This window comes from Pseudomonas sp. ANT_H4 (assembly GCF_008369295.1).
Classification (GTDB): Bacteria; Pseudomonadota; Gammaproteobacteria; order Pseudomonadales; family Pseudomonadaceae; genus Aquipseudomonas.
This window is the reverse complement of the sequence record NZ_VOBG01000002.1, coordinates 343,996-368,314: the sequence shown is the minus strand read 5'-3', so window position 1 is coordinate 368,314 and position 24,319 is coordinate 343,996. Positions and strand designations below refer to the sequence as shown.

Sequence of the window (24,319 nt, the reverse complement as noted above, 5' to 3'; positions counted from 1 at the left end):
CCAGGCGCCGGAAACGGCGCCTCCCAAAGGACTGACCCATGTTGAAAGTGATTGCCGAAGACTTCATCAAACACGAACACCTCGACACCGTGCACCCCTGGTACCTGGAGCTAGTGGAAAAAACCCGCCTGGAGGCGCTGTGCATTGCCTACGATCTGTTCGTCGACCAGAAAGACCCGGGGCACTTTATCTTTATCGAGCAATGGCCCGACCAGGCCGCGCTGGACACCCACTGCCAGACTGAGCATTTCACCCGGCTGGTGCCGCAGATCAATGCCTATCAGGCCAAGCCCTGCCGAGTGCTGCTGATGGACGCTTTTTAACAACACCCACTTCCCGCTGAACCCGGCTATTGCGCGTCCCGGTTATTCCTCGCGGGCAGCCACAGTACGCTGGTGATCATCGATGTTTAGTCGAAGCAATGAGACATCCAGTAAAACCTAAGCTTTGCAATTGCTTATAAATAGCGCCAACCTGCGCCCGACGTGCGGTGTGAGCGATCGCCGCCGTCCGCTTGTCATTACTAAACCATCTATTCAAGAGCCCGCTGCCATGCTTAACGGACGCGACCCGCGCATCGACTTTTTTCGGGGCCTGGCGTTGATCTTCATTTTCTGGGATCACGTCCCCCACAACCCCCTCGGTCAAATCACCCTGCGTAACTTCGGTTTCAGCGATGCAGCGGAAATCTTCGTGTTCCTCGCTGGCTACGCAGCAGTGCTGGCCTACGGCAAGATCCTGCAGCGCGAAGGCTATTGGATCGCCTGCGTGAAAATCCTTCGGCGCGCCTGGGTGCTGTACGTGGTGCACATCTTCCTGCTGGCGATGCTGATGGGCATCGTGTTCTTTGCCAACAGCCATGTAGAAACCCGCGACCTGGTCCAGGAAATGGGCCTGACCCACTTCATCACCAACCCTCAGCAAGCCCTGACGGATGAGTTGCTGCTGCGTTTCAAACCCAACCTCATGGACCCGTTACCGCTCTATATCGTGCTGCTGGCTGGCCTGCCACTGGTATTGCCATTGCTGGTGCGCAAGACCTGGGCGGTGGTGGCGGTGTCGCTGGCGGTGTACCTGCTGGCGCCAAGGCTTGGCTGGAACCTGGCGGCGATTGCCGACGGCGTGTGGTACTTCAACCCGGTCACCTGGCAGTTGCTGTTTGTGCTCGGCGGCGCTGCGGCGATTCACGGGCAGCGGCCACGCTTGCCACAAACCCGCCCGCTGTCGCGCCAGCCATTGTTTATCGCGGCGGCCAGCTACGTAGTGGTGACCGGGATCATCACTGTCTCCTGGCGCTGGCCGCACATTCACGATGCATTCATGCCCAGCGTGTTGAGCGATGTGTTGTACCCCATCAGCAAGACCGATCTGTCGCCAGTGCGCCTGCTGCACTTCCTGGCCCTGGCCTACGTCACCGCCAAGCTGCTGCCCGGTCGCGAGTGGACGCAAAACTGGCTGGCGCAACAAACCAGCCGGATGGGACGCTACTCCCTGGAAGTGTTTTGCCTGGGTGTGTTGCTGGCACCTTTGGCAGATATGGTCAACGCCATGGCCGGCGATGCCTTCGCCATGCAGATATTCACCGCGCTGGTAGGTGCCGGCTTGATGGCCTTGCTCGGCGCCTGGTTGGACTTGAACAAGCGTTTGACGCAACCGGCACGGGCCACAACGGCCTGATCATCGCCGTAAAAACAAAAGCCCCGATCATCTGACCGGGGCTTTTTTGTGACTCACGTGTGGGTCAGGACGCTGAACGCACCGCGCCTTGGGTGGTGTTGATCGGTTGCAGCTTGAACGCGTAGAACAGCACCGTCAGCAGCACCAGGAACGCCGGGCCCACATACAGCGCAACACGGGTGTCCGGGAAGTACGCCATCAGGCCCACCACTAATACCAGGAACGCCAGCGCCAGCCAGGAGCTGAACGGGTACAGCCACATGCGGTACTTCAAGGCGGCTCGTTCAGCCGGGCTCAGGCCTTGGCGGAACCTGAGCTGGGCCAGGAGGATCATCGCCCAAGTCCAGATCGCGCCAAAAGTAGCGATGGCGGTGACCCAGACGAAGACTTTTTCCGGTACCAGGTAGTTGAGCAGCACGCCCAGCAACAAGGCCACAATCGACAACAGCAGCGCACGGCGCGGTACGCCATTGCTGGAAGTGGTGCCGAACGTTGCTGGAGCCTGGCCGTTCTGCGCCAGGCTGTAGAGCATGCGCCCGGTGCTGAAGATCCCGCCATTACAGGACGACAGAGCGGCAGTGATCACCACGAAGTTGATGATGCCTGCGGCGGTCTTGATGCCCAGGCGCTCGAACGTCATCACGAACGGACTGCCCTGGGTGCCGATTTCATTCCACGGGTAAATCGACAGAATCACGAACAACGCACCCACGTAGAACAACAGGATGCGCCAGAATACCGAGCCGATGGCATTGGGAATGGTCTTCTGCGGGTTCTTCGCTTCACCGGCGGTCAGGCCGATCATCTCTACGCCCAGGTAGGCAAACATCACCATTTGCAGGGACATCAGCACGCCCTGCACGCCATTGGGCATGAAGCCGCCGTGGGCCCACAGGTTGGAAATCCCCAACGCCACGCCATCGTTGCCGAAGCCGAAGGCGATCACCCCAATGCCGCCGATGACCATGGCAATGATGGTGACGATCTTGATCAGGGCGAACCAGAATTCGAACTCACCAAAGGCCTTGACCGCGATCAGGTTGATGGTGCCCATGCTGATCAGGGCCGCCAGGGCCCAGATCCAGCGCGGCACATCGGGGAACCAGACGCCCATGTACACGGCCACCGCAGTGATCTCTGCGACACAGGTCACCAGCCACAGGAACCAGTAGTTCCAGCCGGTGAGAAAGCCCGCCAGCGGGCCGAGGTAATCCTGGGCATAACGACTGAACGAGCCGGCGACTGGGTTATGCACAGCCATCTCGCCGAGGGCGCGCATGATCACCAGGATGGCCAGGCCACCAATGATGTAAGACAGCATGATCGCCGGGCCGGCCATTTCGATGGCCTTGGCCGATCCGAGAAACAGGCCGACACCGATACAGGCGCCGAGCGCCATCAGGCGAATATGCCGTTCGCCCAATTCGCGTTTAAGCGGGCCGCCCGAAGCGGTCTCGCCGTGGGGCAGGTGATTGCCAGCGGGCATAGGAGTACAACCTCATGTTGTTATTGGATATGAATCACCGAGCGTTCGACGTCACAGCAGGTCGCCATGACGCCTTCCTGCCAGGCTCACCTTTTGGGCGAACCTGCCTGGCCGAGTAAACCGGCCAGCTCAGCGGGCGTGCAGTATAAAAAGCCATGAGCAGGGCTTTTCACTCTATAAACAGTAAAATTCAGCTAGAACTCTTGGAAAAAGCCCCCTATACGAAGGGTCATCGCCTGGAGGATGCAGAAATCACCCTCAATAAACGGCGGCGAGTATTGCACAGCAATGGTGCACCGTCATGCCCCTACCTTGGGTGTATTTACCTGGAAAGAAGGCTCTAGGACGGACCTTCTGTAGCCAGTCACCGAGTTGTTGTGGCGAGCGGGCTTGCCCGCGTTGGGCTGCGTAGCAGTCCTAATAAAGTCACCGCATTTTTCCAGACAGATCTCCATGACCGGTTTTAGGGCGGCTTCGCCACCCAACGCGGGCAAGCCCGCTCGCCACAACAGGCCCGCTTGCCACAAGAGCCAGCCTGCTAGTCACAAGAGTCTGATCACAGATATATCCGCACATTGATCTCACGATCGCCCTCCGCTGCCAGGTGCTAGCGTCAATGGGCTACTCATCCATTCAAAGGAGCAAAGGATTGCCCCATCACCCCAACTCTCACCTGCTACGCCGTGGCCGATATTCACAATCAGGTCGCGCCTACCTGATCACTGTCGTGGTTCATGACAGACGGCCACTGTTTCGCGACTTTCACCTGGGAAGGTTGCTGGTTGCCGAACTCAAGCAAAGCCATGACCTGGGCTTGGTCAACTCATTGGCGTGGGTCGTCATGCCGGATCACTTTCACTGGTTATTTGAACTGCAAGAAGCGCCGCTATCTCAGGTAATGGGAAGAACCAAGTCCCGGAGTACGCTGACCATCAACCGTGCTTGCGGCAGCTCAGGTGCTTTCTGGCAACGGGGCTATCACGATCGTGCGGTTCGAGCAGAAGAAGACCTTTGCCCGATTGCCCGCTACATCATCGCCAATCCACTTCGCGCTGGACTGGTGGAAAATATTGGCGACTATCCACTCTGGGACGCCGCTTGGCTCTGAGCCAGACATCTACCCCTGTTGGCAAAAGGGCCTGTTGTGGCGAGCGGGCTTGCCCGCGTTGGGCTGCGTAGCAGACCCAATAAAGTCACTGCGTTTTTCCAGGCAGATCTCCATGGCCGGTTTTAGGGCGGCTTCGCCGCCCAGCGCGGGCAAGCCCACTCGCCACAACAAGCACTCACCTCAACTATCGATTGCCTACACAAATCCTTCCTACATGCCCACCACCGTCTAAGCTTCAGGCAAGTCCGATCAATCTGCGTGAATGGATCAATCGACTATGGGCGCTTTATGGCAAACCGGTTCGACCAAGACTGCGGTGCCAACCGACAGCACGGGTGAACAGCCATTGCCACAAAGCCCCCGCCAGCGGTGGCTGGGATGGCGGCTGTTGTGGCTGTTGCTGGTGATCGGGTTGATCGCCCTCGGTTTCGCCGTCTCTCGGGAAATGCGTACGTCCAAGTGGCAAGCCCGAGAGTTCAGTCGGGTCGCGGCGAACTTGACGTACGACCTGCAACCCGGCCCCAGCGATGCCATCGTCTACCCCGGTGCAGGCCCCTTCGACCAGCGTCTGGGCTACAGCGCGCTCGGTGATTTTTTGCCGCGCCTGCTCAAGCGCGACTATGTGATACAGAATCAGGCCCGCTTCTCCGAGGCCCTGATGGACTACACCCGCCACGGCTTGTTTGTGCCCTACCCCGAAAAAATCCAGGCAGGCCTGTCGATCACCGATTGCCGCGCTGAACCGCTGTACCGTTTCAGTTATCCCCAACAGTTTTACCCGACCTTCGCGGCCATTCCGCAGGTGGTAGTCAACAGCCTGCTGTTTATCGAAAACCGGGACCTGCTGGACCCCGCCCAGCCCCAGGCCAACCCCGCCGTGGATTGGCCTCGCTTTGCCAGGGCGGCCTGGTCCCAGGTGGCAAAGCTGCTGCACCTACCTGGCCAGACGGCGGGCGGCAGTACCCTGGCCACACAATTGGAAAAGTACCGCCACTCTCCTGACGGCCTGACCCTGTCCGGTGGCGAGAAAATTCGCCAGATGATTTCCGCCAGCGTGCGCACCTACCAGGACGGCCCGGGCACCTTACAGGCGCGGCAGAACATCGTGCGCGACTACCTCAATAGCGTGCCGCTGTCCGCCGTTCCGGGCCACGGCGAGGTCCATGGCATGGCCGAAGGGCTACGTGTCTGGTACGGCGCCGACTTCAACCAGAGCAATGCCCTCCTGACCAGCACAGACCCAAAAAACCTGACGCAAAAAGCCCTGGCCCTGCGTGAAGTGTTATCGCTGATGATCGCCCAGCGCCGGCCCTCCCACTATTTGTCCAAGGGCCGCGCGGAGCTGGCCGACCTCACCGACAGCCATATCCGCCTGTTGGCGCAAAACAACGTGATCGACCCGGCTCTGTCCGCTGCCGCCCTGGCCAGCAAAGTAAGTTACCGCGACTGGCAGCAACAGCCCACGATCCAACCCATCGAAACCAACAAGGGCATCAGCGTCGCCCGCAGCCGCCTGGCCGCGCTGCTCAAGCGGCCTCTGTACGACCTGGACCGCCTTGACCTGTCCGCCACCAGCACCCTGCAAAGTGACCTGCAAACCCAGGCCACCGCCTACCTCAAGCACCTGGCCGACCCGGCCTTCGCTGGCCAACTGGGCCTGCTCGGCCCGCGCCTGCTGACCCCCGCCAGCACCGCCCAGGTACGCTACAGCTTCACCTTGTACGAGATGACAGCCGACGGCGCCCGTGTACGGGTGCAGACCGACAGCACCGACCAGCCCTTTGACATCAACGAAGGCAGCAAGCTGGAGTTGGGCTCCACCGCCAAGCTGCGGGTGCTGACTACCTACCTGCAAATCATCAGCGAACTGCACGACCGCTATGCCGGCCAAACGCCTGCCGCGTTGCAGAAAGTCGAGGTCGGCGACCAGGATCGCCTGTCCCGCTGGGCCCTGGATTACCTGGCGCAAAACACCGATCAAAGCCTGCCGATAATGCTCGACGCGGCACTCAACCGGCAGTATTCCGCCAACCCCGGCGAAAGCTTTTTCACCGGTGGCGGCTTGCATCGCTTCCATAACTTTCGCAACGAAGACAACGGCCGTAACCCTACCCTGCGTGAAGCACTGCGCGAATCGATCAACCTGCCCTTCATTCGCCTGATGCGCGACCTGGTGCGCTACAGCACCTACCAGGCACCAGGCAGCAGTGCCCAATTGCTCAAGGACGACAGCGACCCGCGCCGTCAGGAATACCTGGCGAAATTTGCCGACCGCGAAGGCACCTCGTTCCTACTGCGCTTCTGGAAAAAGTACCGCAACAAGGACACCCAGGCCCGGCTCGACACCTTCCTCGACAGCCTGCACCCCACCGCCATCCGCCTGGCCGCCGTGCACCGCTACCTGCTGCCCCAGGCCAGTCAAAAGAGTTTCAACAGTTTTGTCCGTGCCCATTTGACCAGCACCAAGGCCCCGGAAAAACTCACCGATGAGCGCCTGGAAAAGCTCTATCAAAACTACGGCCCCGGTGCCTACGACCTGCCGGACCAAGGCTACATCGCCAAGGTCCACCCCCTGGACTTGTGGCTGCTCGGCTACTTGTTGAACAACCCCGACGCCACCTTCACCCAGGCCGTCGCCGCCAGCGAGTATGAGCGTCAGGAAGTCTATGGCTGGCTGTTCAAGAGCCGGCACAAAAGCGCCCGGGACAGTCGTATCCGCACCATGCTGGAGATCGAAGCGTTTCTCGATATTCATCAACGCTGGCAGGCCGTCGGCTACCCCTTCGACCACCTGGTGCCGTCCCTCGCCACCGCGATTGGCAGCTCAGGTGATCGCCCGGCCGCCCTGGCGGAACTGGTGGGAGTTATCCTCAACGATGGCGTGCGCGAGCCGACACTGCGCATCGACAGCCTGCATTTTGCTGCAGGCACTCCCTATGAAACGCGCTTGATCAATGACCCCAATCGCAGTAAACGGGTGATGCCCAGCGACGTCGCCAGCGCCTTGCGCGCAGCGCTATCGCAAGTGGTGGACGCCGGTACCGCGAAACGGGTTTCCGGCAGTTTCAAACTGGCGGATGGCACGCCCCTGACCATGGGCGGTAAAACCGGCACAGGTGACAACCGCATCGAAGCCATCGGTGCCGGTGGACGCATTCTCAGTTCCAAGTCCATCAATCGCACCGCCACCTTCGTGTTCTACATTGGCGAGCAGCACTTCGGCACCCTGACGGCGTTTGTGCCAGGCAGCTCGGCGCAAACCTTCACGTTCACCTCGGCACTGCCCGTACAGGTACTTAAGGGCATGGCGCCCCTCCTGACGCCTTACCTGCAACCTGGCGAGCACACCGCGTGTCAGGCGCCCTGAACATAGCAAAAGTGAAGACATTCACGTCCTGGAACAATAGTTACTCTATTCAATAGTTATTTGCGTTTGCGGACAATCTAATCACCGTACCTGGCTCGACCCTGTCGGAAAACCGTTCGTCGGAATGGATCTTGCTCAGCCAGTAAGATATATCTTAAGTTATGTCTAACTAATACGCAGAGAGCATGACCATGAGAGACCCTCATTCCCACCGTGAACCCGGTGACGGCCGCGATGGCTTCGAGAAACGCCCAGGCCGCGAACGCGGTGGTCGTGGCCCACGGGTCTTCGCACCGGGGGATTTGAAACTACTGTTGCTAGCGCTGATTGCCGAGCAGCCGTGCCACGGCTACGACCTGATCCGCCAGATTGAAGGTTTGTTCGACGGCGCCTACAGCCCCAGCCCAGGGGTGATCTACCCAACCCTGACGTTCCTGGAAGAAAGCGAATTGATCACCGGCGACGTCGATGGCGGAAAAAAACGCTACACAATCACCGACGCTGGACGTCTTTCTTTAAGTGAACAAGCCGTTGCACTGGACGGCGTACGCATGCGCATCGATGTCAGCAAGCGTTCGCTGCGCGGCCATGACCGGCCGCCGGAAATTCACGAGGCGGTACACAACCTGCGCCATGCCCTGCAACTGCATCACGGGCGCTGGAGCGCGCAAGAAATCACCCGCGTCGCGGGCCTGCTCAACGGCACCGCCCACGCCATCGTCGACGGCCCGGTCGTCCAACCTGTACAGGGGGAAAATCCATGAACACACCCGTCATCCACCGCGTCACCCACGAGATAAAACGCCGTCGCCTGGACGTGCTGCGGGTGGTCGATATCACCCCGCGCATGCGCAGGATTACCCTCAGCGGTGAGCAACTGGCAGGGTTTGTCAGCCTGGGCAGTGATGATCACATCAAGCTGCTGTTCCCGCAGACCGCCGCCGAGTACGTGGCGCTGCAAAGCCCGACCTTCAGTATCAAGGGCGACGGGCCACAACCGGCCATGCGCGACTACACCCCGCGGCGGTTCGACCTGGCCATTGGCGAACTGGACATCGACTTCGTCTTGCACGGTGATGGCCCCGCATCGACCTGGGCCGAACAGGCAGCGGTCGGCCAACACCTGTACATCGGCGGACCTCGAGGCTCGATGATCGTGCCGGACATCTTCGACAGCTACTTGCTGATCGGCGATGAAACCGCCCTGCCGGCCATTGCCCGGCGCCTGGAAGAATTACCAGCAGGGCGCGAGGTGCTGGCGGTGATTGAAGTGGCCAATGCGGCTGAACGACAAACACTGGAGAGTGCTGCAGATGTGGAGGTGATCTGGGTTCTACGCGGTGTGGACAACTTGCTCGCCACCGTCCAGCAATTGCGCGTACCGGACGGATCGTTGTATGCCTGGGTGGCAACAGAAACCAAGCTGTCGCGGCAAGTTCGCCGGGTGCTGCTCGATGAGCACAAGCTCGATGACTCGTTCGTCAAGGCCGTCGGGTACTGGCGTGCCGACAGCAGCGAAGACGAATAAAGCGTAAGCCGGACTCAACCACAATGAAGATCAAATAGAGGTGGCGACTGGCAAGTCTGCCACATTAGCCCTGCGGTGATTTAGCGACCCTGTCCAGCCCGACTATCGCCAAGGCAATCACCACAAATCCCAGCAATATCGCCCCGGCATTCACAAACACCTGTGGATAACCCAGGGTATCCACATCAATGAACGGGTACTGATACTGCCCCAGCAAATGCCCGCGCAATAGCGCGTAAGCAAAGTACACCAGGGGGTAGATCACCCACAGGCCAATGTGTTTGAGGCGCAAGGTGCCTTTGGGCACGCCGAACCACCAATAGCCAAGAAACAGTAGGGGCATCACGTCGTGCAGCAACTCGTCGGCGATGAACTGAAAACCCTGCGGGTGCCATAAATGTCGCAGCAACAGGTTGTAGGCCAAACCCACCACAACGATGCTCACTGCTATCGCGCTGCTCACCGCAGGCTGCAGGAAAAACCGTCGACCGGCTGAAGGATGATTCACCCGTGCATAACTCAAGACCACCACCGCCAGGATGTTGGTCAGCACAGTGAAGAAGCTGAAGAAGTTGACCAGGCCGCCCAGCAAGCTGGCGCCTGAAGTCCAACGGGAATAAAAAATCAGGTACTGCTGAATCACCAGGCCCGTCCAACCGGTGAGTGCCGCCACTGCCACATAGCCAGGCAACCTGCCACTCACGCCATCAATCCTGCGGACGTTTGGTGCGCATCAGCTTGACGTACAGCCCTTCGACCTTCTCCCGTGCCCATGGCGTCTTGCGCAAAAACGACAGGCTCGACTTGATGCTCGGGTCGCTGGAAAAACAGCGGATGTTGATGCGCTCGGCCAGCCCTTCCCATTGATAGTGAGTCACCAGTGCGGTGAGAACCTGTTCCAGGGTGACGCCGTGCAGGGGGTCGTTATTTTGTGCAGTCATGCCGGGCCTTTGCCAAGAATTCAAGAATGAAGCCGCGCACCTTAGCCGAGGGGCGATGCCGGTGGAAGCGATGCCTTCACTATAGCCCTTGAAAAAAGTTCCCATCCTCAGAGAGGAAAGTAATGTTATATTGTAACTATAGCTATCAAAATTACCGTCTTCATCCTTCTCTTTTCGACTCAGGGCGTGCGTATGTGCGCCGCTTGCCAAGGAATAACCGATGTCTAGCTCATCTCCCCGTCCATTGCTGTGGCGCCTTACCCCCGTAGCTGCCGCGCTGTTGATCAGCAGCGAAGCCCATGCCCTGGAGCTGCAACCTCAAGTCATCACCGGCAACCCGCTGGGCAGCGAACAACTCGCCTCGCCCACCACCGTGCTGGAAGGCGACGACCTGACCCTGCAACAAAAAGGCAGCCTCGGTGAAACCTTGAACAAGCAGCCCGGCGTGTCGTCGTCCTACTTCGGCCCGGGCGCCAGCCGTCCGATCATTCGGGGCCAGGACGGTGACCGCATTCGCATCCTGCGTAACGGCGTTGGCGCGCTAGATGCCTCGTCGCTGTCCTATGACCACGCTGTACCGCTGGACCCGGTCAACGTCGAACGCATCGAAATTGTCCGTGGCCCGGCCGCCCTGCTCTACGGCGGCAGTGCCATCGGTGGCGTGGTCAACACCTTCGACAACCGCATCCCCACCGAAGCCATCGAAGGCATCCACGGTGCCGGTGAATTGCGCTACGGCGGCGCCGACACCACCCGCAGCAGCGCCGGCAAACTGGAAGCCGGCAACGGCAGCTTCGCCTTGCACCTGGACGCCAACTCCCGGCAATTCAACGACCTGAAAATCCCAGGCTACGCCCGCAGCCGCCACGCCGCGCCAAGTGATAATGGTGATGGCAAGCGCGGCCGGCTGGGCAACAGCGACGGGCGTCAGGACGGCGGTGCGCTCGGCGGTTCCTACACCTGGGACGATGGTTACGCTGGACTTTCCTACAGCAACTACGACAGCAACTACGGCTCGCCCGCCGAACAGGACGTGCGCATCCGCATGAAGCAGGATCACTACGCCTTCGCATCCGAGATCCGTAACCTGCAAGGCCCCTTCACTTCGGTGAAACTCGATGCCGGTTACACCGACTACGAACATCGGGAAATCGAAGGTGGCGAAACCGGCACCACCTTCAAGAACAAGGGTTATGAGGCGCGGATCGAGGCGCGGCACCTGCCCATCGGACCATTCAACGGGGTGATTGGCGCCCAGGTCAGTCGCAATGAGTTTTCCGCGCTGGGCGAAGAAGCCTTCGTACCGCAAACCGACACCAATGCCGGCGCGCTGTTTATCCTCGAAGAAATGCAGGCCACCGAACGCCTGAAACTGAGCCTGGGCGGGCGGCTGGAACACACCACGGTCGACCCGGACGGCAAAGGCAACGAGCGCTTCGCCAGTGCCGACAGTTCCAACAGCTTCACCGCCGGCAGCCTGTCGTCCGGCGCGGTGTATACCCTAACGCCGATCTGGTCCCTGGCCGCCACCCTGAGCTACACCGAACGCGCCCCGACCTTCTACGAGCTGTATGCCAACGGTGCCCACGTTGCCACCGGCACGTATGAAGTGGGCGACGCCAACCTGTCGAAAGAAAAAGCCGTCTCCAGCGACCTGGCCCTGCGCTTTGACAACGGCACCCACAAGGGCAGCTTCGGGGTGTTCTACAGCCACTTCTCCAACTACATCGGCTTGCTGGGCAGTGGGCGGACCTTGAACGACGAAGACAAGGAAGACGCTGGCGGCATCCCTGAGTACAAATACTCCGGCGTGCGCGCCCGTTTCGCCGGTTTTGAAGCCCAGGATCACTGGAAGCTGGGCGAAGGTGCCTACGGCAAGTTCGCCCTGGAACTGTCGGGTGATTACACCCGCGCCACCAACCTCGATACCGGCGAAGCCTTGCCGCGCATTGCGCCATTGCGCTTGAACAGCGGCCTGCTATGGGAACTGGACCGCTGGCAGGCACGGATCGACATCGAACACGCCGCAGGCCAAGGCCGGGTGCCCGACAACGAAAGCGGCACCGACGGCTACACCACCCTGGGTGCCAGCGCCGGCTATCGCTTCAATGTCGGTGGTAGCCAGTGGCTGGCCTTCGTCAACGGCGAAAACCTGACCAACCAGACCGTGCGCTATGCCAGCTCAATCCTGCGCGATATTGCGCCAGCGCCAAGACGTAGTGTTGAGTTCGGCGTGCGTACTACCTTCTAAATCCACTGTGGCGAGCGGGCTTGCCCGCTCGCCACAAATATCAACCTTTCACCTCACTGTTACCAAATCCGAAACGATCCATCTTGCGAATGCCCCTTTCTCTCCCAGAGCAGGCGCTTTATCCTTGCTGGCAACAAACTGAAACGTTTCATCACCCTTCTCCACCTTTCTGAACGCGGTTTATCCCTTTCGATGTCGCCCCCTGAACGATGTATCCAGCCCCTGGACAGCGCTGTCTTTCAAAGACAGAGCGCCATCGAATAACTCGCGAGCAGTGTTTTGCGCGCTTTTTGGAGAAAAAAAGCCAAACAGAGCTTTTTAAAGCTGAACCAAGCCCGTGCTGAATCGTCATCTACAGTGAACATGCACGGGACTACAACATTTGAAACATTTGAACGTCACGGAGAACACACTTATGAGCGCTGATGGTGCTTCGAGTCCAAGCCGCCTGCTGCCCAGGCTGCTGGGGATTTTGCTGCTGATAATGGGCCTGGCCATGCTGGCCGGGGGTATCAAGCTGAGTCTGCTCGGCGGGTCGCTGTACTACCTGCTGGCCGGTATTGGCCTCACCCTGACCGGCATCCTGCTGCTGGCCACACGTCGCGCCGCCCTGGGCCTGTACGCGCTGGTGCTGTTTGCCAGCACCGTCTGGGCGCTATGGGAAGTCGGCCTGGACTGGTGGCAACTGGTGCCGCGCCTGGCCCTGTTGTTTGCACTGGGCATCGTCATGCTGCTGCCGTGGTTCCGTCGCCCATTGCTGCGTGGCCAAACGGCCCCGCTGGGCACCGGCGCGCTGAGCGTGGCCGTGGTGTTGGCCGGCGCCGCCGCCTTGGCCAGCCAATTCACCAACCCTGGTGAAATCAAAGGCCAACTGGACCGTGATGCGGTACCGGGCATGGCCAACGCCGCGCCGACCCAACCCGATGGCGACTGGAATTCCTACGGCCGCTCGGCCTTCGGTGACCGTTACTCGCCGCTGGCGCAGATCACCCCGCAAAACGCTCACAAGCTGGTACCAGCCTGGACCTATCGCACCGGCGATCTTCCTGGCCCAGGCGATCCCGGTGAAACCACCGCGGAAAACACCCCGCTGAAAGTCAACGGCATGCTCTACGTGTGCACGCCCCACAGCCAGGTGATTGCCCTTGATCCGGACACTGGCAAGGAAATCTGGCGTTTCGATCCGAAGCTCTCGACGCAAAAAGCCGAGAACTTCAAGGGTTGGGCGCACATGACCTGCCGTGGCGTTTCGTATCACGATGACGCCGCCTATGCCGCCACCGAGCAAAGCCCGGCCACCGACGCTGCTGCGCCGACCGCCAACGCTTGCCCACGCCGGATCTTCCTGCCGACCGCCGACACCCGCCTGATCGCCCTGAACGCCGACACCGGCAAGATGTGCGAAGACTTCGGCGACAAGGGCCAGGTCGACCTGGGCGCCAACATCGGCACCTTCGCACCCGGTGGTTACTACTCCACCTCGCCACCTGCGGTCACCAAAAACCTGGTGGTGATTGGCGGTCACGTTACCGACAACGTTTCCATCGACGAGCCAAGCGGCGTGATCCGCGCGTTCGACGTACACACCGGCAAACTGGTGTGGAACTGGGACAGCGGCAATCCGGACGACACCACGCCGATTGCCGAAGGCAAGACCTACACCCGCAACTCGCCCAACATGTGGTCGATGTTCGCAGTCGATGAAAAGCTCGGCATGCTCTACCTGCCAATGGGCAACCAGACCCCGGACCAGTTCGGTGGCTATCGCACTCCTGCCTCGGAACTGCATGCCGCCGGCCTCACTGCCCTGGACATCGACACCGGCCACGTGCGCTGGCACTACCAGTTCACGCACCATGACCTGTGGGACATGGACGTGGGCGGCCAGCCAAGCCTGATCGACATCAAGACCGCCGCTGGCGTGAAACAAGCCGTCATGACATCGACCAAGCAAGGCAGCATTTACGTGCTGGACCGTGCGACCGGCGAGCCAGTGGTGCCGATCAATGAAATCCCTGTGCCGCAAGGCGCTGTGGCTGGCGATCACACCTCACCAACCCAACCCAAGTCGGACCTGAACTTCATGCCACCGCCCCTCAAGGAGCGTGACATGTGGGGCGTGACCCCGTTCGACCAAATGCTCTGCCGGATCGACTTCAAGTCCCTGCGCTACGATGGCCCGTTTACTCCGCCGTCGCTGCAAGGCTCGATCGTTTATCCAGGCAACTTTGGTGTGTTCGACTGGGGCGGCATCTCGGTTGACCCAGTGCGTCAGATCGCCTTCGTCAACCCAAGCTACATGGCGTTCAAGTCGACCATGATCCCGGCGGAAAAAATCGCCGCCCAGGGCCCACGGGTCAGCGAAACCGAAGGCGTGCAGCCAAACAAAGGCACTCCGTATGGCGTCGTCCTGGAAGCGATGCTGTCGCCGATCGGCCTGCCGTGCCAGGCACCTGCCTGGGGTTACGTGGCGGCGGTCGACCTGACCACCCACAAAACCATCTGGATGCACAAGAACGGCACCGTGCGTGACAACTCGCCGGTTCCGCTCCCGTTGAGCATGGGCGTACCAAGCATGGGCGGGCCTTTCACCACTGCCAGTGGCGTGGCCTTCCTCAGCGGTACCCTCGACCAGTACCTGCGTGCCTATGACGTGAAAAACGGCAAGCAGTTGTGGGAAGGCCGCCTGCCAGCAGGCGCCCAAACCACACCGATGACCTACACCGGCAAGGACGGCAAGCAATACGTGCTGGTCATGGCCGGCGGTCACGGCTCCCTGGGCACCAAGCAGGGTGACTATGTGATGGCGTTTAAACTGCCGGATTAAGCGGGACTGGCGGTAAAACAAAGGCGGCTACCTCAGGGTAGCCGCCTTTTTTTGTGCTTGCCCTACCCCCCTGTGGCGAGGAAGCAAGCTCCCTCGCCACGGGTCGATTGTGTGCCGTTACACCTGCATATGCTCGCGGCGCATCCAGATCTCAAACGCCATGGCATTCAACGGTCGGCTGATCAAGTAGCCCTGGGCGGTGTCGCACTTCCATTGCCTGAGCAGTTTCAGGCTGGGCTCGAACTCCACCCCTTCGGCCACCACCTTGAGCCCCAGGTTGTGGCTCATCTCGATGGTCGAGCGCACGATTACCCCATCGCCGCTGGCGCTGTCCAGATTACGCACGAAGGACTGGTCGATTTTCAGTTCCTGCACCGGCAAGCGTTGCAGTTGAGCCAGGGACGAGTAGCCAGTGCCGAAGTCGTCCACCGACAGGCTGATACCACAACCACGCAGTTGCTCCAGAACCCGCAGCGCCTGCTCCGGGTTGTGCATGATCGCACTTTCGGTAATTTCGAAAATCAGTTGCTCGGCCAATACCGAGTACTGCCCCAGCAAATCGGTGACGCGCAGCGCCAGACCATCATCCGCCAGGTCATCCACCGAGATATTCACCGACAACTGCACCTGCAGGCCCCGATGGTCCCACTCGGCCAGTTGGCGAATGGCCTCTTCTATCACCCAGTGGGTCAGGCTGGACATGCTACCGGTGCGCTCAGCGAGGGGAATGAACTCAGCGGGCGAGACCAGGCCCAGGGTCGGGTGCTGCCAGCGCAATAACGCTTCGGCCTGGCGCACATGGCCGTGGTTCAAGTCCAGTTTGGGCTGATAACACAGGAACAGCTCGCGCTCGACCACCGCCCGGCGCAGGTCGCGGATCAGGCTGATCTGGCGCTGATGGGCCAGGTCGCGGTCCTGTTGGTAGATCTGCAAGTGGCCAGGCAATGCCGCCGCATCGTGGCGAGCAATGGCCGCGCGGCTGATCAGCTCCTCGACCTGCTGGCCATCGGCAGGATAAGCGGCGATGCCGATACTCACTTCATGCCTGAGCTCATCGTTACCAATGCGCTGCGGCTCCGTCAACAGGCCGTACAACCGGTCGGCCCGAGCCACGGCGCGGTCGATCTCGGTGTTTTCCAGCAACAGCAAGAATTCGCTGCCGGTGATCCGCGCTGCCGTATCGCTGGCTGACAGGCTCGACAGCAGGCAGCGGCTGGCTTCGCGCATCATTTCTTCGACACCCTGTGGGCCAAATCCCTCGTTGATCACCCGATAATTTTCAATGCCCAGGTACAGCAACACCACCGGCCGCCGGGCGCTGATGGCGCTGCCCAAGCGCTCCATGGCCAGCGCGCGGTTGGGCAGGCCGGTCAGCGGGTCGTGCAAGGCGTTGTGGGCCAACTGTCGTTCGCGCACGGCGATGCCACTTTGCATGGCGTTGAAGGCCCGGGCCAGCAGGCCAAACTCATCGTTACTACGCACCACCACCGGCGAGCGATAGTCGCCAGCGCCGATGCGTTCGGCAGCTTGCACCAGCGCATTGAGCGGGCGCGACACCCGCCGCGCCATGAACAACGCCCAGACCAGTGACACCAGCAACGCCGCCAACGCGATGCCGAGAAATTGCCGATCAAGGGGCGCGAAGGATTGCAATGCGTGGTCCAGAGGGCTTTGCAGCAGCACCATCACCTGCCCGCCGTCACCGGTATTGGCCAATAGCAAGGTTTGGCTGAGAAAGCGCTGGCCGTGAAACAGGCTCATCTGCGCCATCGGGTTGATCCGTGAACCTTGCAGCATGCTGATGATGCTTGCCCGGTCGGCCGCTGGCTGCGTGCTGAACAGCGTACCGGGCTGGTCGTTCTGCAGCGTCATGAACGACACTTCCAGGTTGCTCATGGAGCGCAGTTCGCTGGCGAAAATCTCGTCCATGGCAAAGCCCATGACCACGCGGGCGATGGGCAGTGAATCAACGACTTCTTCCTGGACCAGCAGATAAGGCTGACCGGCCAGAGCAACGATCAACATTTGCAGGGAGCTGCGCCGCGCCCGGCGCAACGCATCGGTAAAGGGAAAGGCCTGCCCCTGGGGAACGCCTTGCAGGGTACTGACGATAACTTGCCCATCGAGCCCCAGCACAAACACCTCGCTGGCGCGGATGCCGGTGCCATGGCGCTGCAGTGCAGCAAGGATGTCTGCCGTGCGGCCCTCGGCGACAGCCTGGCGAAATTGCGCGTCTACCGTGAGCCAGTCCAGGCCGTATTGAAGACGGCGCCCGCGCAAGTCCAGCAGGCGTTCGAACACTCGGCTGCCGGTTTCCAGTTGCACCTGAGCCTGGTTTTCCACGGCGCTAGTGGTGGCCGCCTTCACCGCGAAATACACCGCACCCACCACCACCAACAGCAGCAAGGCCAACACCGCGGCAAGTCGTGTCTGAAACGAGTGGCGCCACCTCATCCGCCTCCCCTCTGGCAGCGCCTGTCCCCTCCAGCCGAAACGTCCCGTCGTCATACGCGTCCCTCGCGACTACAGACCTGCCGTCAAGTAAATGTCTTTTCATTAAGAACATTTGATCGATCCAGATTAGCTGTCAGCGAGCAGAAGTAAACCTAATAAACACGGGAGATTTACTGTCATTAATTTGGCGACAGATCGCTGCCTACTTACATCCGTGCCCGCATGAAATCGCCCCAGCGCCGCACCAGGTAGTTGTGTTCATCCATCACCGAGTTCCACACCGCGATATGCCCCATGCGCTGCTCGTAGGAGCCTCCATCGCGCACTTCACCGATGTCGATCAGCGGCAAACCATCGCTGCCCAGCAGTTCCTCGCGGGCCGGCAGGCCTGCGTACCAGTAGTCCCATTCAGCGCTGCTCAAGTGGTCGCGACTGCGAGCCGGGTTACCGATGTAATAACCCTGGCGAGCCATCACCGCGCCGGGCCAACCGCAGAGCCACCAGTTGAGATAGGCGTAGGCGGCGTCCAGCACCGGCCCCTTGGCATGGCGCGACAGGGACAGGCCGCCAAACCAGGCGCGATAGCCTTCCTTGGGTACCGCGAGACGGTATTTGACCCCGGCCCGATGCAGGCGCATCAAAGTGGGTGACCACAGACTCTGGATATCGATGCTGGGGCTGAGCATCAATTGCGCCGCTTCTTCATCATCGGACCAGAAAGCGGCGAAGTGGCCTTCCTTCTGTTTGCGCACCAGGATATCGGCCAGCACATCGATCTCTTCGATGCTCATGTTGCCGATGTCCTTGAAGCTCGCAAGGCCAGCACCCTGCACCGCCAGCGCAGCATCCAGAGCGCCAATGGCAGCATCACTTTGCAGCGCGGCGCGGGCACTCCAGGCCGGGTCGAGCAGCCAGCCCCAACTTTCATTGGCACGGCTAAAACCCTCGGGCAGACGCTCAGGGCGATAAGCAAAACTGTCGACGTTGTGGGTCAGGGGCAGCATGCTGATGCGTTCGGTAACGGTGCTGCCAAGGCTGCCGTCGTGCTGTACAAACAAGCGCTCGCTGGGCACGCTGCCGCTGCCGAGGCGGTCGCCGGCCGACAACCGACCGCGCTTGGGCAGGTCGTTGATTTCATGCCACAGGGCGATACGTCGGGTATCGATGGGCTGGATCGCCCGCGCCGGCCAGACGAAGTCGACGTTGTGAAACCACTGGTCGTACAGGTCGTAGCTGTCGGGCTGCATCACGGCGATGCGCTGGGCCTGTTCGACGTCGTGCACCTGGTAGACCAGGCGAATGCCCAGATCCTGTTCGGCGCGTACACGCAAGGCTTCAAGCAAAGTCACCGAAGTGCCGAGGACACGTAAAGTAATCATGCGGCGAACCGTCGAGAGAAGACTTCAAAGGAGCGGCGCAACAATGCCGGATCGAGGCCGCGCAAGATAAACACCAGGCGCGATTGGCGATCCGTACCCGGCCACTCGGGCAAGTGGACCGGGGCATGCAGGCAATGCTGCACGCCATGAATGACGATAGGGGCCAAGCTTGCGTTCACGTTGAGCAGTCCTTTGACGCGAAGAATACGTTCGCCGTGGCATCTTAACAGCATCGATAACCAGACCCCGAAGCCGACCCAGTCCAGTGGCTGGTCTAAGGTCAGGCAGCAGACTTGCGCCGCGCCATGGGTCGAAGGTGTCGATGAGGCCTGATGCAGCTTCCAGCGGCTGACTTCCAATGCGGGTGTCGAACTGCGCAACCCTTCACCGAGCAGCAGTTGATCGCCGCTGTCGACCTCATGGGTGTTAAGGATCGGCGTGCCTGCATTCAGGGCCTGCAAGTGTTTGCGCAACTGATCACAGTCGTCGACAAGATCGGTCTTGCTCAACAACAAGCGATCCGCCGCCGCCACCTGCGCCAACCATTCCGGGTGCAGGCGCTCTTGCAACGCGGCGTGCCTGGCATCCACCAACGTCACCACCAGACCAATATGAAAGCGCCCGCGCAGTTGCACGTCGTTGTTCAAGGTGGCGAGGATCGGCGCCGGGTCAGCCAGGCCGGTGGTTTCCAGAATCACCCGTTTGAAGGCTGGGATCTCACCGCGCTCGCGGCGTTGCAACAACCCGAGCAGGGCGTCTTTCAACTCGCCACGAATGGAGCAGCAGACGCAACCGCTGGGCAGCAACACCGTGTCTGGCGCCACTTCCTCCACAAGCAGATGGTCGATTCCGACGTCACCGAACTCATTGATCAGCAACGCCGTGTCGCCCAGGCTTTCGCCTTGCAGCAGGCGTTTGAGCAAGGTGGTCTTGCCGCTGCCGAGAAAGCCGGTGATGACGTTGAGGGCGATACTCATAGGTTCACCTGTAGAGCGAGCTTGCTCGCGATGGTCGTTAACGATGACGCGTACTGTCTGAGTAAACGCGGGGCCTTTGAGTTTTTCGTGAGCAAGAACTAGGCGTCCTGTTGCTCCAGGTGGTCTAGCAGGCGCGGGTCGAGGGGGTCCAGCGGTCGGCCGAGCATGGTTTCTGCCGCCCGCCACAATTGATCCAGGCCGCTGGCCAGTTCCTGTTTTCCAGTGGCGCCCAGCAGCAGGTAGGACGCACCTTGGAAGTCTTCGACCTTGAGCCGAAACACCGCCAGCACCTGATTGATCGCAGCGATCCGGCGCAAACGTTCGCGACGACGAGGCAGCTCATCGCCCAGGGGATCGCTCCAGTGCAGGTCTTCACCCAGCAGTCCGCAGAGTCCGCACATGGTTATTGCTCGCTCATGGCATGACGTCGCCGGAGTTCGGGCCCAGGGTCTGGCCGACAAATAGGTTGCCACCGGGCTCGCTGGCGAGCAGCACGGCGGTGGGTGCCACTTCGTCCGCGAGACCAAAACGGCCCAGGGGCAACTCGGCGGCCTTGGCGCGTTTCCAGGTGTCGCTGATGCCACCGACCAAGGGCGTTTCAATCGGGCCAGGGGCAATAGCATTGACCAGCACGTTGTCCTTGGCCACTTCCAGGGCCAGGGACTTGGTGAAGCCAATCACACCTGCCTTGGCCGCCGCGTAATGGGTCAGCTCGGCGCCGCCCTTGATGCCCAGTTGCGAGGCAACATTGATGATCCGCCCCCAACGCTGGGCGAGCATGTGCGGCAAGGCGCGCTGGCTGGCGACGAAGACGCTGGTGAGGTCGACACGCAGCATGTCGTTCCACATGTCTATGCTCAGGTCGACGCAGCGGGCCTGGGTCAGCATGCCGGCGTTGTTGACCAGGATATCGATGCCGCCCAGGTGGGTGACGCAGGCATCGACGCTGGCCTGGGCACCTTCGACAGTGCCTACGTCGGCCACGCACTCGAAGACTTCGGCGCCCAGGTCGCGGCAAGTTCGGGCGGTTTCTGCCAGCCGTGAGCCGTCGCGGTCGGCCAGCAGCAGACGTGCGCCTTCAATAGCGTAGGCGCGGGCGATGGCGGCACCGATGCCGCTGGCAGCGCCGGTAATCACGGCGCGGCGGTTATGCAGTTGGGGCATTTTGAACTCCTGGTTAGTCACACTAAATCTATGGCTGATTGCATTCCCTGTGACGAGCGGGCTTGTCGGATCGCCACAGTAAGCCCGCTTGCCACAACAGCCCCATCGCCTACAAATAGGTAATGTATTAATCCGGCCAGCGCACCGTCAGCCCACCATCAATCACAATGCTCTGCCCGGTCAGGTAACTCGATTCCTCGCTGGTCAAGAACCGCACCAGTGACGCGACTTCATCCGCCCGCCCTACCCGGCCCAATGGAATCGCCCGCGCCGCTTTCGCCAGACCTTCCGGTCCCAGGGAGTTCTTCGCGTCCAGCGACTGCGGCGTCTCGATCAACCCCGGAATCACCGCATTGCAGCGAATCCCCAACGGTGCCAGCTCCACCGCCAGCGAACGGCACAACCCCGGCACCCCAGCCTTGGCCGCCGCGTAATGGGAATGCTCCTGCCAGCCATACACACCACCGGCAATCGAGGAGATCGCCACCAACGCCCCGCCCTCGTGCATATGCCTTGTCGCCGCGCGGAAGGTACGCATCACCCCCGTCAGGTCAACATTGAGCATTTCGTTCCACAGCTCGTCGGTCATCTCCAGCAGCGGCGCGCGGCGCAGCAGGCCGGCGTTGGCGACGGCGTAGTCAAGGCGGCCGAAGTGCTGGATGGCTTGCTCGGCCAGGGCATCGACGGAGGCGGTATCGCCCACGTCCAGCGCCAGCATCAGGCATTCGCCACCGGCGTCTTCCACCAGGGCTACAGTTTCGCGCGGGTCATGGGGGTCGGCCGGGTAATACCCGCCAACCACTACTACGCCGCTGCGGGCATAGGCCAACGCGAGGGCCTGGCCGATGCCGCTGGCGGCACCGGTAATCAAGGCAACTTTACGAAGCATCTAACTGACTCCTTACTTAACGGTTTCCGGACGCACATGGCGCGCGGCAAACATCAGCGCGCCAGAGAGAAAGCACGGCAGCGCGCCGAAATACAGGGCCGAGGTCTGCCAGTCACCGCCGGCGGACAACACCTGCGTCGCACCGAAACCTGCGACTACAGCACCAATCGGCCCCATGGCATGGATGATCGCGCCACCGGTAGCGCGGATGCTGGTGGGAAAGCTTTCACTGATGAAAAACAGCGCCGCCGAGTACGGCCCGATCAGAAAGAACAGGCCCAGGCTATACAGCCCAACCACCATCGGCATATTGCTCGGGCCATACAGCATGCCGGCAAACGCCAGCCCGCCGAGCATCCAGCCCAGGCCGATGACATTGCGCCGACCAATCTTGTCGCCCATCCAGCCGTGGCTCAGGTAACCGCAGTAACCCACCAAGTTCGACAGCACCAGAATGATCAGCGAGTTTTCAAACGAGATGTGGTGCACGCTGACGATCACTGACGTGCCGAGCACACTGAATACCTGGATCGCCGCCCAGTTGAGCAGGATCGCCGCGCCAATCACCAACGTTGCACGACGTGCCGGGCCACGGAACGCGGCTTTCAGGCCTGCCTTGCTGTGTTCGTCGTAGTCGACGTCGTAAGTCACGGCAACGCTTTTCGCCTCAGTCACCGCGCCGCTTTTACGCAGTTGGGTGATGCGCTGGTGGATCTGGAACTGCGGGCTCTCCTTGAGCTTGCGGGCCATGATCGCAATCACGATGGCCGGGACCGCCGCGAAGATGAAGCAGCCCTGCCAGCCAATGACCGGCAGCAGCAACGCAGTCAACCCCGCCGCGATCAGCGCGCCGACCGGCCAGCCGCCCTGCACCAGGCTATAGATAAAGCCACGACGCTTGGCCAGTTTCGGATCATCCGACGCGGCGTACAGCTCGCTCAGGTAGGTGGCGTTGACCGTTTCCTCGGCATACCCCAGGCCGCCCAACGAGCGAATAAAGATCAACGGTGACTTACCCCACGCGCCGCCGATGGCGGTCAGCGCCGAGCACAAGGCAGAACCTGCGACGGTGAAGATAATCCCCGTGCGCCGCCCCAGTTTGTCCACCAGCGGGCCGATGGCCAGTGCAACGACGGCGGTGCCCACCGCCACCCAGGTCGCGATTTCAGCCTGCTCCACTTCACCCCAGCCGAAATGCCGGCCAATCTCAGGAAGCAAGGTGCCGAACAGAATGAAGTCGTACACCGCAAATACCCAGGCGAAAAACGCGATCCAGGTGGCGAAGCGCACTTCCTTAGGCGTCAGTTGCCGGGGTTTCCAGCCAGTCAAATCAAGCTTGTTGTAGATAGACATGAATCGCGCCTCGATGGGGTGGCAAAGGGTCAGGTACGGGGTTGGCGGCGGATAAAGTCATCGGCGATTTCGTCGAAGGTGACGAAGCGCACACCGGCATGGCTCTGGATGTGTTCGATCAACCGTTCCAGCATCAACAGCACTTGTGGGCGGCCGGAAACGTCGGGGTGGATGGTCATGGTGAACACCGCATGTTCGTGTTCGCGGTAGACCCAGTCGAACTGGTCGCGCCACATCTCTTCCAGGTGGCGCGGGTTGACGAAGCCGTGGCTGTTGGGGGCCTTTTTGATAAACATCATTGGCGGCAGGTCGTCGAGGTACCAGTTGGCCGGGATCTCCACCAGGTCGGTTTCTTCGCCACGCACCAAGGGTTTCATCCAGGTGTCGGGGTGCTGGCTGTAATCGATCTTGGTCCAGCTGTCGCCCTTGCGCACGTAGTACGGGTGGAAGTCGTTGTGCATCAGGCTGTGGTCGTACTTGATGCCCTTTTTCAGCAGCAACTCATTGGTCACCTTGCTGAATTCCCACCACGGCGCGACATAGCCGGTGGGCCGTTTGCCGGTGACCTGGGTGATCAGTTCAATGGACTTGTCGAGGACGATTTCTTCCTGCTCGGCGGTCATGGCGATGGGGTTTTCGTGGCTGTAGCCGTGCACACCAATTTCGTGGCCGGCGTCGGCTACCGCTTTCATCTGCTCGGGGAAGGTTTCCATCGAGTGGCCAGGGATAAACCAGGTGGTGCGCAAGCCGTAACGTTCGAACAGCTTGAGCAGGCGCGGCGCGCCGATTTCACCGGCGAACAGGCCACGGGAAATGTCGTCCGGGGAATCTTCGCCGCCGTAGGAACCGAGCCAGCCGGCGACCGCGTCGACGTCGACGCCAAATGCACAGAGGATGTCTTTAGCCATGATGTGTCTC

19 protein-coding genes are annotated in these 24,319 nt (G+C 60.8%); 8 read left to right on the top strand and 11 right to left on the bottom strand.

Annotated features, from left to right (window positions below):
* Window positions 1–38: 38 nt before the first annotated feature.
* On the top strand, window positions 39–323 hold the full coding sequence (locus tag FQ182_RS04320) for a putative quinol monooxygenase (protein ID WP_149411018.1): 285 nt from the start codon (window positions 39–41) through the stop codon (window positions 321–323).
* 229 nt (window positions 324–552) lie between these two features.
* Window positions 553–1,677, top strand: coding sequence for an OpgC family protein (locus FQ182_RS04315; RefSeq protein ID WP_149411017.1), 1,125 nt, complete (start codon window positions 553–555; stop codon window positions 1,675–1,677).
* Window positions 1,678–1,741: 64 nt separating this feature from the next.
* Here FQ182_RS04315 and FQ182_RS04310 read toward each other — a convergent pair whose 3' ends face one another.
* Window positions 1,742–3,163 (bottom strand): amino acid permease, encoded by a 1,422-nt coding sequence (locus FQ182_RS04310; RefSeq protein WP_149411016.1) that lies wholly within the window; start codon window positions 3,161–3,163, stop codon window positions 1,742–1,744.
* 649 nt (window positions 3,164–3,812) lie between these two features.
* Here FQ182_RS04310 and FQ182_RS04305 point away from each other — a divergent pair.
* From FQ182_RS04305 to FQ182_RS04290, 4 genes are all read left to right on the top strand, one after another.
* A complete protein-coding gene (locus FQ182_RS04305; protein WP_149411064.1) occupies window positions 3,813–4,271 on the top strand; it encodes a transposase in 459 nt (152 codons plus the stop codon).
* 277 nt (window positions 4,272–4,548) lie between these two features.
* Window positions 4,549–7,638: a transglycosylase domain-containing protein gene (locus FQ182_RS04300; protein WP_149411015.1), complete on the top strand. Its 3,090-nt coding sequence runs from the start codon at window positions 4,549–4,551 to the stop codon at window positions 7,636–7,638.
* Window positions 7,639–7,829: 191 nt separating this feature from the next.
* A complete protein-coding gene (locus FQ182_RS04295; protein ID WP_149411014.1) occupies window positions 7,830–8,402 on the top strand; it encodes a PadR family transcriptional regulator in 573 nt (190 codons plus the stop codon).
* A complete protein-coding gene (locus tag FQ182_RS04290) occupies window positions 8,399–9,166 on the top strand; it encodes a siderophore-interacting protein (RefSeq protein WP_149411013.1) in 768 nt (255 codons plus the stop codon). Before FQ182_RS04295 ends, FQ182_RS04290 begins: the two co-directional genes overlap by 4 nt.
* Window positions 9,167–9,230: 64 nt before the next feature.
* Here the strand turns inward: FQ182_RS04290 and FQ182_RS04285 are convergent, their stop codons facing one another.
* The gene (locus FQ182_RS04285) at window positions 9,231–9,857 is read right to left on the bottom strand and encodes a Pr6Pr family membrane protein (protein WP_149411063.1); all 627 of its coding nucleotides are present in this window, start codon (window positions 9,855–9,857) and stop codon (window positions 9,231–9,233) included.
* Between the two features lie 16 nt (window positions 9,858–9,873).
* Entirely contained in the window at window positions 9,874–10,107 is a 234-nt protein-coding gene (locus FQ182_RS04280) for a VF530 family DNA-binding protein (protein WP_149411012.1), read from the bottom strand.
* A gap of 220 nt (window positions 10,108–10,327) precedes the next feature.
* Here FQ182_RS04280 and FQ182_RS04275 point away from each other — a divergent pair, with 220 nt between their 5' ends.
* Both FQ182_RS04275 and FQ182_RS04270 read left to right on the top strand, forming a co-directional pair.
* The gene (locus FQ182_RS04275; RefSeq protein WP_149411011.1) at window positions 10,328–12,358 is read left to right on the top strand and encodes a TonB-dependent receptor; all 2,031 of its coding nucleotides are present in this window, start codon (window positions 10,328–10,330) and stop codon (window positions 12,356–12,358) included.
* Between the two features lie 415 nt (window positions 12,359–12,773).
* Complete coding sequence (locus FQ182_RS04270; RefSeq protein ID WP_149411010.1) at window positions 12,774–15,185, top strand: glucose/quinate/shikimate family membrane-bound PQQ-dependent dehydrogenase; 2,412 nt, start codon at window positions 12,774–12,776, stop codon at window positions 15,183–15,185.
* Window positions 15,186–15,302: 117 nt separating this feature from the next.
* Here the strand turns inward: FQ182_RS04270 and FQ182_RS04265 are convergent, their stop codons facing one another.
* The 8 genes from FQ182_RS04265 to FQ182_RS04230 all read right to left on the bottom strand — a co-directional run bounded on the left by FQ182_RS04265 (window position 15,303) and on the right by FQ182_RS04230 (window position 24,309).
* On the bottom strand, window positions 15,303–17,639 hold the full coding sequence (locus FQ182_RS04265) for a bifunctional diguanylate cyclase/phosphodiesterase (protein WP_149411009.1): 2,337 nt from the start codon (window positions 17,637–17,639) through the stop codon (window positions 15,303–15,305).
* Window positions 17,640–17,845: 206 nt separating this feature from the next.
* Window positions 17,846–19,018, bottom strand: a complete 1,173-nt coding sequence (locus FQ182_RS04260; RefSeq protein WP_149411008.1) for a PotD/PotF family extracellular solute-binding protein — start codon at window positions 19,016–19,018, stop codon at window positions 17,846–17,848.
* Window positions 19,015–19,995, bottom strand: a complete 981-nt coding sequence (locus tag FQ182_RS04255; RefSeq protein WP_149411007.1) for a GTP-binding protein — start codon at window positions 19,993–19,995, stop codon at window positions 19,015–19,017. Before FQ182_RS04255 ends, FQ182_RS04260 begins: the two co-directional genes overlap by 4 nt.
* Window positions 19,996–20,093: 98 nt before the next feature.
* On the bottom strand, window positions 20,094–20,396 hold the full coding sequence (locus FQ182_RS04250) for a hypothetical protein (RefSeq protein WP_149411006.1): 303 nt from the start codon (window positions 20,394–20,396) through the stop codon (window positions 20,094–20,096).
* Window positions 20,397–20,409: 13 nt separating this feature from the next.
* Entirely contained in the window at window positions 20,410–21,159 is a 750-nt protein-coding gene (locus tag FQ182_RS04245; RefSeq protein ID WP_149411005.1) for an SDR family NAD(P)-dependent oxidoreductase, read from the bottom strand.
* Window positions 21,160–21,286: 127 nt separating this feature from the next.
* Window positions 21,287–22,048 carry an SDR family NAD(P)-dependent oxidoreductase gene (locus FQ182_RS04240; RefSeq protein WP_149411004.1) on the bottom strand — a complete coding sequence of 254 codons (762 nt, stop codon included), beginning with the start codon at window positions 22,046–22,048 and terminating at the stop codon, window positions 21,287–21,289.
* Between the two features lie 12 nt (window positions 22,049–22,060).
* Window positions 22,061–23,401: an MFS transporter gene (locus FQ182_RS04235; protein ID WP_149411003.1), complete on the bottom strand. Its 1,341-nt coding sequence runs from the start codon at window positions 23,399–23,401 to the stop codon at window positions 22,061–22,063.
* 29 nt (window positions 23,402–23,430) lie between these two features.
* Entirely contained in the window at window positions 23,431–24,309 is an 879-nt protein-coding gene (locus FQ182_RS04230; RefSeq protein WP_003234086.1) for a polysaccharide deacetylase, read from the bottom strand.
* Window positions 24,310–24,319 lie beyond the last annotated feature (10 nt).

Bases quoted from the DNA above. Each gene is read 5' to 3' on its own strand.
- FQ182_RS04320 (WP_149411018.1), top strand. From the start codon at position 39: ATGTTGAAAGTGATTGCCGAAGACTTCATCAAACACGAACACCTCGAC.
- FQ182_RS04315 (WP_149411017.1), top strand. From the start codon at position 553: ATGCTTAACGGACGCGACCCGCGCATCGACTTTTTTCGGGGCCTGGCG.
- FQ182_RS04310 (WP_149411016.1), bottom strand. From the start codon at position 3,163: ATGCCCGCTGGCAATCACCTGCCCCACGGCGAGACCGCTTCGGGCGGC.
- FQ182_RS04300 (WP_149411015.1), top strand. From the start codon at position 4,549: ATGGGCGCTTTATGGCAAACCGGTTCGACCAAGACTGCGGTGCCAACC.
- FQ182_RS04295 (WP_149411014.1), top strand. From the start codon at position 7,830: ATGAGAGACCCTCATTCCCACCGTGAACCCGGTGACGGCCGCGATGGC.
- FQ182_RS04290 (WP_149411013.1), top strand. From the start codon at position 8,399: ATGAACACACCCGTCATCCACCGCGTCACCCACGAGATAAAACGCCGT.
- FQ182_RS04280 (WP_149411012.1), bottom strand. From the start codon at position 10,107: ATGACTGCACAAAATAACGACCCCCTGCACGGCGTCACCCTGGAACAG.
- FQ182_RS04275 (WP_149411011.1), top strand. From the start codon at position 10,328: ATGTCTAGCTCATCTCCCCGTCCATTGCTGTGGCGCCTTACCCCCGTA.
- FQ182_RS04270 (WP_149411010.1), top strand. From the start codon at position 12,774: ATGAGCGCTGATGGTGCTTCGAGTCCAAGCCGCCTGCTGCCCAGGCTG.
- FQ182_RS04265 (WP_149411009.1), bottom strand. From the start codon at position 17,639: ATGAGGTGGCGCCACTCGTTTCAGACACGACTTGCCGCGGTGTTGGCC.
- FQ182_RS04260 (WP_149411008.1), bottom strand. From the start codon at position 19,018: ATGATTACTTTACGTGTCCTCGGCACTTCGGTGACTTTGCTTGAAGCC.
- FQ182_RS04255 (WP_149411007.1), bottom strand. From the start codon at position 19,995: ATGAGTATCGCCCTCAACGTCATCACCGGCTTTCTCGGCAGCGGCAAG.
- FQ182_RS04250 (WP_149411006.1), bottom strand. From the start codon at position 20,396: ATGTGCGGACTCTGCGGACTGCTGGGTGAAGACCTGCACTGGAGCGAT.
- FQ182_RS04245 (WP_149411005.1), bottom strand. From the start codon at position 21,159: ATGCCCCAACTGCATAACCGCCGCGCCGTGATTACCGGCGCTGCCAGC.
- FQ182_RS04240 (WP_149411004.1), bottom strand. From the start codon at position 22,048: ATGCTTCGTAAAGTTGCCTTGATTACCGGTGCCGCCAGCGGCATCGGC.
- FQ182_RS04235 (WP_149411003.1), bottom strand. From the start codon at position 23,401: ATGTCTATCTACAACAAGCTTGATTTGACTGGCTGGAAACCCCGGCAA.
- FQ182_RS04230 (WP_003234086.1), bottom strand. From the start codon at position 24,309: ATGGCTAAAGACATCCTCTGTGCATTTGGCGTCGACGTCGACGCGGTC.